The following is a 5,688-nucleotide window of genomic DNA, read 5'->3' on the forward strand; positions in this document are numbered from 1 at the left end:
CGCCTGCCGGCACCTTCTCCCCGTGAACGGGGAGAAGGGAGCTAGTCTCCGAGCGGCTCCATCTCCTTGCCGGTGCGGTGGATCTGGGCGTTGTATTTGATGCGGCGCACGGTCTCGCGGGCCGAACCGTCGAGCTTGTAGGCCGAGGCCACCGCCAGAAGGTCGATCGCCGCCAGGAAGGCGAAGCGCGAGGCCGTCGGCTTCAGCGTGTCGGGATATTCCGGGACCGCCACCGTCAACCTGACGTCGCAGGCGCGGGCGAGTTCGGTGTCGGGCGCGGTTACGGCGATGGCGTTGGCGCGGTAGTGCTTGGCGAGCTCGACGGCCTCGATCACCTCGCGGGTGCGTCCGGTCGCCGAAATGGCGATCACCAGATCGCCCGGCTTGAGCGTCGAGGCGGTCATGCGCATCAGATAGGGGTCGCACTGGGCGCTGACGGTGATGCCGTAGCGGAACAGCCGGTATTGGGTTTCCTGCGCCAGCGCCGAGGAGCTGCCGCCGAGGCCGAACACGGTGACCTGGCGCGCCTTGGCGATCAGATCGGCGGCTTTCTGCAGCTGCGCCGGGTCGAGCTGCCGCTCGGCCTCCTGCAGCGCCCGGCGCGCCTCGCCGAATACGGCGTTCCAGAACGGCATGCCATTGTCATTGCTGACGGAGGGCGACTTGGCCAGATAGAGCGCACCGACGACGAGGCTCTGCGCCAGCTTCAGCTTGAAGTCGCGCACGCCCTCGCAGCCGATGGCGCGGCAGAACCGGGTCACCGTCGGTTCGCTGACCCCGGCGCGCTGGGCAAGGGCGGCGTTGGAGGCGTCGACGGCATATTTGACGTCGTCGAGCACGACATCGGCGACACGCCGTTCGGCCGGGCGCAATTCGCTGTAGGAATCCTTGACCAGCGAGATGATGTCGGGAATGCGCCGGACAGGATCGCGCCCCTCGGTATCGGGGCCTGGAACAGGCTCGTCCTGGCTGCCAGCTTCGTTCATGGGGTCCTGGTCTTTCCCTGGGTTGCGAGGCTGCCGTCTTAGCATGTTTGCACGCCCTGGCTCCACGCGCCCGACCGCATCGCAACCGCAGCGTGTCGTAGGGTAAAGATCACCTTCCTCCGGTCCTCTCCGATCCGTGTCAGTTCCGAAGTATGTAGGAAAGCAACATGCATTTCAAGGCCGCAAAACCGATATTAAAACAATCAGATAGGCATACTAATCGATTTTCCTGATACGGTGGCCATCGTCGGTGCTTGACAGGAAAGTAGGATAGTTACAGACTGATTTTCGCTGGGGATGAGCCAATGGATCATCGCGCAATCTTCCCGGGGGGCAGATGAATACGGGCGATGCAAAAAAGCCGAAGCTTGGCGTGCAGGCAGCGACCAAGATCTATCACACGGCCTCCGGCGACCTGCTGGCGCTGGACCGCTGCAGCCTAGATGTCAGCGCCAATGAAATCGTCTCGATCGTCGGCCCTTCCGGCTGCGGCAAGACCACGCTCTTATGGTCGATGTCGGGCCTGCACAGCCTGACCAGCGGCGAGATCCGGCTCGATGGCAAGGCCATCACCGGTCCGCATCCCGATATCGGCATCGTTTTCCAGGAAGCGAACCTCCTGCCGTGGCGCAATCTCGATGCCAACATCCGCTTTCCCTTCGAGATCAAGGGCGAGAAGCCGGACCGGGCGTGGATCGCGCATCTGCTGAACCGTGTCGGTCTCGACGGCTTCGGCGGCAAGTTTCCGCGCGAGCTTTCCGGCGGCATGCAGCAGCGCGCGGCGATCGTGCGGGCGCTGGCGCTGAAGCCCTCGGTGCTTTTGATGGACGAGCCGTTCGGCGCGCTCGACAGCTTCACCCGCGAGGAGATGAACCGGCTGGTCGAGGAGATCTGGCTCGACACCAAGACAACCATCGTCTTCATCACCCACTCGATCGAGGAAGCGATCTTCCTCTCCGACCGGGTCGTGGTGCTGAGCGCCCGGCCGGGCCGCGTCGCCAAGGAATATCGCGTGCCGTTTGCGCGGCCACGCTCGCTGGAGATCATGGCGACGAAAGAGGTCTTCGACCTCACCAACCGTATCAAGATGGACATTGTCGGCGAACGCACGCGGCCAAAAGCGCCGGAGCGCCCGAGCGCCGAGATCGTGAGGATCAGGCCGTGAGCGGAGGCGACGCCATTCCGGAATTCTCCAAATCCAAGTCTGCCGACGGCCACGAGGTCAGCCTGACCAATCTGTCGGCCTTCGCCAGCGGCCCCGGCATCAAGTCGGGCAAGGAGGTGGCGGCCATTCTTGCCGTGGCGGTGATCATCATCGGCGGCATCGAACTGGCGCTGCGGCTGTTCCACGTGCCGCTCTACATCATGCCGCCGCCGAGCTCGATCGCCTATGCGCTGTTCGACGAGTTCCCGCTGATCGCGCCGCATCTCGGCTACACGCTGGTCGAGCTGGTGTCCGGCTTCACCATCGGCGCCATCGTCGGCCTGGTGCTGGCCGCCGTCATCACCCAGTTTCCGTTCGCCGAGAAGATCGTCGCGCCCTACATCCTGCTACTGGTCACCACGCCGATGCTGGCACTGGTGCCGCTTCTGATCCTGCGCTTCGGCTTCGGCTACACGCCGCGCATCATCGCGGTGGCGCTGGCCGCCGGGCCGATGGTGATGATCAATGCCGCCACCGGCTTTCGCCGCGTCGACAGCGCCAAGATCGCGCTGGCGCGCTCCTATGGCGCCAGCACCTTGCAGATCTTCTGGAAGATCCGCGCGCCGATGGCGCTGCCGATGATCCTGGTCGGGCTGATGATCGGTGCCATCTTCGGCCTGCTGACAGCAGTAGGCGCCGAAATGGTCGGCGGCGGTTTCGGCCTCGGCAACCGGCTGACCACTTATTCGTCGATGATCCAGATGCCGCAGTTCTTCGCGGTGGTGCTGATCCTGTCGACGCTCGGCATCCTGATCTACGTGCTGTTCTTCCTGATCGGCAAGAAATGGGCGAGCTGGGAGGCTTGAACACAAAGGCACAGACGACGCCCGGGAGGCGGGCGGCAAGAGACTGACATCAAACAAAAAAGGGGAATGCCATGATCAAAGAGAACTCGATCAACCCGGCGGGGATCAGCCGCCGCACTTTCCTGCAGGTGACCGGCGCCGGGCTAGTGACCGCGACGGCGCTTGGCGCCACCGGGCTGAAGGCTAGCGCCGAACCCTACGGAAAATTCACCTGGATCTCGCCGCGCGGCACGCTCGAAGTGCTCGACGACTATCCCTACTGGGCGGCCAAGAAGGCCGGCTATTTCGACGGGCTGGACACCGACATGCAGCCGGGGCCGTCGGACGGCACCGCGACGGTGAAGTTCGTCGATGTCGGCCAGGCCGATATGGGTTTCCCGTCGCCCGGCGTGTTCTCCTTCGCCATCCAGAACGGCATGAAGCTGAAGTCGGTATTCCATATGGGCGCCCGCGACACGTTCAGCATCGCCTTCCGCAAGGGCGAAGGATCGAACGACCTGAAGAAGCTGGAAGGCAAGACCATCCTGCTCGGCTCCGCCGCCTGGCAGTCGATCACCGACCCGCTGCTGGCCGCGCAAGGCGTCGACATCAAGAAGGTCAAATATGTCGAAGCCGGCTGGCCGACATGGGGCACGGCTCTTGCCGGCGGCCAGGGCGACGCTGCCCTGTCGTGGGAAGGCCTACGCGCCGAATGGATCGCCAAGGGGCTCGACTTCGAATACTGGCTCGGCGTGCAGAACTCAAAGCTGCCGGCCAATACTTTCGTCGTGCGCGCCGCCGATCTGGAGGACGCCGACAAGAAGGCGTTGCTGGAAAAGTACCTGCGCGGCTGGGCGATGGGCCTCGAATTCGGCTACCAGAATCCCCGCGCGGCGGTCGAAGCGGTGTTCGAGCAGTTCCCGACGCTGGCCAAGAATCTCGGGCCGGAGCTTGGCACCACCTCGATCCTGCAGCAGATCAACGTCTTCCGCGGCGACATGGACAAACGCGGCGGCTGGGGCTCGCACGACATGGCGAGCTGGCAGGGCTTCTTCGACGAGATCCACAAGATCGGCCAGATCACCGCTCCGGTGAAGGCCGAGGATGTCTGCACCAACGATTTGATCGGCCCGGCCAATGATTTCGACAAGGCCAAGGTCAAGGCCGATGCCGACGGCGTCAAGCTGTCGGAAGGTTTTGCCGCGCTCGATGTCGAGAAGATCAAGGCGCATCTGTTCGATTCGGCGGTGAAGTAGGGCTGACAATGTCCAGGTCAGCGCCGCCCCTCACCTGCCTGCCGGCATCCTCTCCCCGTAAACGGGGCGAGGGGACGCTGTCGTTGATGATTTCGCCAATCGCCAACATTGCGGCCAGCCCTTTCTCCCCGTCACTATACGGGGAGAAATGCCCGGCAGGGCAATGAGGGGCGGCGCCAACCTAAGGTGATTGTCCTGGATAAACATGCGGGCGACGGCAACAGCGCCGCCCAAGATTCAATCAAGAATTTGGGAGGCAGCGGTGTCCGACAGAGTAAAAGTGCTGGTGGTGGGTCTCGGCAATATGGGTGCGTCGCATGCCAGCGCGTATCACCGGCTCGACGGTTTCGAGATCGTCGGCATTATGAGCCGCTCGATCAAGAGCAACACGAAGATTCCGGGAGAGTTAGCCGGCTACCCACTCTACGAGGATTTCGACCAGGCGCTGAAGGAAACAAAACCGGACGCGGTGTCGATCAACAGCTGGCCGAACACCCACGCCGAATATGCGCTGAAGGCAATCGCCGCCAACTGCCATGTGTTCATGGAAAAGCCGCTCGCCACCAACAATGAGGATGCCGAAAAGGTTGTCGCGGCGGCGCGGGCGAAGAACCGCAAGCTGGTGCTCGGCTATATCCTGCGCGTCCACCCGTCATGGATCAAGTTCATCGAGGTCGGGAAGACGCTTGGCAAGCCGCTGGTGATGCGGCTCAACCTCAACCAGCAGAGCAGCGGCAGCGCCTGGCACTGGCACAAGAACCTGATCGATTCGCTGATCCCGATCGTCGATTGCGGCGTCCACTATGTCGACGTCATGTGCCAGCTGACCGGCGCCAAGCCGGTGCGCGTGCATGGCATCGGCGCCAAGCTCTGGGCGGAGGCCGACAAGCAGAATTACGGCCACCTGCACGTCACCTTCGATGACGGCTCGGTCGGCTGGTACGAGGCGGGCTGGGGCCCAATGATGAGCGAAACGGCCTATTTCGTGAAGGACGTGGTCGGCCCCAAGGGCGCGGTGTCGATCGTCGCCGGCCAGCAGGCAAGCAATGCTGCCGAACTTGCAGAGGTTTCGAGTTCCGCCGACATCGACCGCCACACCAAGACCGATGCCCTGAAGATCCACTATGCCGCGGTCGACGGCGACAAGAATTTCTCGAAGCCCGACGAGATCGTCAGCATGGAGGACGAGCCCGGCCATCAGGAGCTCTGCGACCGCGAGCAGGCCTTCTTCCTGCGCGCCATCCGCGAGGATCTCGATTTGACCGAGCAGATGGATGCGGCGGTCAACAGCCTGCGCATCGTGCTGGCCGCCGAACAGAGCATCGCACTGGGACGGACCATCGACCTGGCCTGACGCAATCCGGCTGCTGGCGGCAATCGTTTCAGGCCGGCGCTGCCCCTCACCCTTACCCTCTCCCCGTGAAGAACGGGGAGAGGGGGTCGTCAGCGTTGGAGCG

5 protein-coding genes are annotated in these 5,688 nt (G+C 63.4%); 4 read left to right on the forward strand and 1 reads right to left on the reverse strand.

Annotated features, from left to right (window positions below):
- Positions 1 to 41 precede the first annotated feature (41 nt).
- Complete coding sequence (locus tag EOC06_RS31290; RefSeq protein ID WP_127329262.1) at positions 42 to 986, reverse strand: MurR/RpiR family transcriptional regulator; 945 nt, start codon at positions 984 to 986, stop codon at positions 42 to 44.
- Positions 987 to 1,323: 337 nt separating this feature from the next.
- Here EOC06_RS31290 and EOC06_RS31295 point away from each other — a divergent pair, with 337 nt between their 5' ends.
- From EOC06_RS31295 to EOC06_RS31310, 4 genes are all read left to right on the forward strand, one after another.
- Positions 1,324 to 2,151: an ABC transporter ATP-binding protein gene (locus EOC06_RS31295; RefSeq protein WP_027037522.1), complete on the forward strand. Its 828-nt coding sequence runs from the start codon at positions 1,324 to 1,326 to the stop codon at positions 2,149 to 2,151.
- Positions 2,148 to 2,996, forward strand: a complete 849-nt coding sequence (locus EOC06_RS31300; RefSeq protein ID WP_128309601.1) for an ABC transporter permease — start codon at positions 2,148 to 2,150, stop codon at positions 2,994 to 2,996. The genes EOC06_RS31295 and EOC06_RS31300 overlap by 4 nt, the downstream gene beginning before the upstream one ends.
- Positions 2,997 to 3,067: 71 nt before the next feature.
- Positions 3,068 to 4,231: an ABC transporter substrate-binding protein gene (locus EOC06_RS31305; RefSeq protein WP_128309602.1), complete on the forward strand. Its 1,164-nt coding sequence runs from the start codon at positions 3,068 to 3,070 to the stop codon at positions 4,229 to 4,231.
- A 262-nt stretch (positions 4,232 to 4,493) separates the two neighbouring features.
- A complete protein-coding gene (locus EOC06_RS31310; RefSeq protein WP_128309603.1) occupies positions 4,494 to 5,585 on the forward strand; it encodes a Gfo/Idh/MocA family protein in 1,092 nt (363 codons plus the stop codon).
- The last annotated feature ends 103 nt before the right edge of the window (positions 5,586 to 5,688 follow it).

Origin of the sequence: Mesorhizobium sp. M7A.F.Ca.MR.362.00.0.0 (assembly GCF_004023175.1) — a bacterium.
Lineage (GTDB): Bacteria > Pseudomonadota > Alphaproteobacteria > Rhizobiales > Rhizobiaceae > Mesorhizobium.

Excerpts from the sequence above, each read along its gene's own strand:
- EOC06_RS31290 (WP_127329262.1), bottom strand. The coding sequence starts at position 986 with ATGAACGAAGCTGGCAGCCAGGACGAGCCTGTTCCAGGCCCCGATACC.
- EOC06_RS31295 (WP_027037522.1), top strand. The coding sequence starts at position 1,324 with ATGAATACGGGCGATGCAAAAAAGCCGAAGCTTGGCGTGCAGGCAGCG.
- EOC06_RS31305 (WP_128309602.1), top strand. The coding sequence starts at position 3,068 with ATGATCAAAGAGAACTCGATCAACCCGGCGGGGATCAGCCGCCGCACT.